The organism is Pseudoxanthomonas sp. LjRoot204_2, from assembly GCF_056175765.1.
The window spans coordinates 1-2,052 of sequence record NZ_JBGFFG010000526.1 but is presented as its reverse complement, the minus strand read 5'-3'; the positions used below and the strand labels follow the sequence as shown (position 1 = coordinate 2,052).

Below are 2,052 nucleotides of genomic sequence, written 5' to 3'. Positions count from 1 at the left end.
CGCGAGACCGCCGAGGACCGCGACGACTGGTCGCCGGACGAAGGCCCCTGGACGACGTCCGGCAGCGGCGGCTCGTTCGACGACGATGAGGACGGCAGCCCGGCCGAACGCGTCGCGGAGGCCGACTCGCTGCATGACCACCTGCTGTGGCAGCTGCACCTCTCGCATCTTTCCCTTCGCGACCGTCGCATCGGCGCGACCCTGATCGATGCGCTCGAGGACGACGGCTACCTGCGGGAGCCGCTGTCCGGCATCGTGCAGGCGCTGCGCCCCGACATCGAGGCCGACGAGGACGAGGTGCTGGTGGTGTTGCGACAGATTCAGCGCTTCGATCCCGTCGGCGTCGCCGCGCGCACCCTGGGCGAATGCCTGCACCTCCAGTTGGCGGTCCTGAGCGACGACACGCCCGGCAAGGCGTTGGCGCTGCGGATCGCCGATACCGCGCTCGAGCGCCTGCCCCGCAGCGGCGTGGCGGGCATCGCGCAGGAGCTCAAGCGGCCGGTCGCCGAGGTCGAGGAAGCCGTGCACCTGCTCCGCACCCTTGATCCCAAACCCGGCGCGCAAGTGGGCGAGCTGTCGCACGACACCTACGTGGTTCCCGACTGCGTGGTGTGGCGCCAACGCGGCGTCTGGCGCGCCGCCCTGTCCGGCAACACGCTGCCGCGCATCACCATCCATCGCGGGTACGAACAGATGATCCGGCAGTGCGGCGACAGCGACGCCGGATACCTCAAGGCCCAGTTGCAGGAAGCGCGCTGGCTGCTCAAGAGCGTCGAGGCCCGCGGCGACACGCTGCTGAAGGTGATGCGGTGCCTGCTCCACCAGCAGGCCGGCTTCCTCGAATTCGGGGAACAGGCCCTTCGCCCGCTGACCTTGCGCGACGTGGCCGACGAAGTCGGCCTGCACGAATCCACGGTGTCGCGCGCGATCGCCCGCAAGTATGTCCGCACCCCGCGCGGCACGCTGCCGATGCGCGCCTTCTTCGCCTCCGGCATCGACACGGACGGCGGCGGCGAAGCGTCGAGCACGGCGATCCAGGCGATGATCAGGCGGCTGGTCGACGCCGAGAATCCGCGCAAGCCGCTGTCCGACGCGAAGCTGGCCGACCTGCTGAAAGCGTCCGGCATTCCGGTCGCCCGCAGGACGGTGGCCAAGTACCGCGAGGCGCTCAACATCCTGTCCTCGCACGAACGCGTGCGCATCGCCTGAACCACGCCGACCCGGCGCCGATTCCGTGATCGCGTTCCACCCGCGAAAAACGGTTTCCTAACACGCCGCACTGGGACTCGAAAAAGAAACCCGCAACGGTTGATAGTTGCCGCGGACGGGTCCATCTTTGTCGTGCAGGCGTCGCCCGCCATCGCCACCGGCACAGGAGCATCCACGGAACCCCAGACCCTGCCGCGTTGTCATTCCTGACACGCTCCGCGCCACACGCGCGGTTCTACCGACCTGAAGGAGGCATACATGCGTATCGAGACTTACGGCCATGAAATCGAAGTCACTCCCGCCCTGCGCGAATACGTCGAAACCAAGCTGAGGCGGTTGGAACGCCACTTCGAGCAACCCTGCGAAGTCCGTACGCAACTGGGCACCCGTAAACCCGATTACCTGGCCGAAGCCACGGTCAACGTTGCCGGCCGCCGGCTGCACGCCGATGCCGGCGCGCCGGACATGTACGCCGCCATCGACATCCTCGCCGACAAGCTCGACCGCCTGCTGGTCAAGCACAAGGAAAAGCGCACCGACGTCCAGCGCCACGGCGCGCGCGGCGAACTGATCGGCTGATCCCGTCCCCGACGGAGTCGCTCCGCCATGCGGAGCGGTTCCGTCTTGTCCTCCATCCATTCTCGACGTCGCGGCCTGCGGTCGCATGCCCACGCTCCGGCCTTTACACTCCCCATGCCACTACCGGAGCGGTCGGTATCGACGCATGTCGCGCTGCCTGCGCAGCGCCGGAGCGGCGTTCCCTTCCCGCCGGCTGCCTCCGCATGATGAATACCAGCATCACCGCCCGTGAACTGTTCGACCAGCAGAAAGACAAGCTGGCGC

Annotated in this window: 2 protein-coding genes; both read left to right on the top strand. The window is 67.9% G+C overall.

The window, feature by feature from the left end; all coding sequences use genetic code 11:
- The coding region (locus AC04L7_RS17465) for an RNA polymerase factor sigma-54 (protein WP_475513539.1) at positions 1–1,209 on the top strand (1,209 nt) is incomplete at its 5' end.
- A 258-nt stretch (positions 1,210–1,467) separates the two neighbouring features.
- On the top strand, positions 1,468–1,788 hold the full coding sequence (hpf, locus tag AC04L7_RS17460; protein ID WP_296278404.1) for a ribosome hibernation-promoting factor, HPF/YfiA family: 321 nt from the start codon (positions 1,468–1,470) through the stop codon (positions 1,786–1,788).
- The last annotated feature ends 264 nt before the right edge of the window (positions 1,789–2,052 follow it).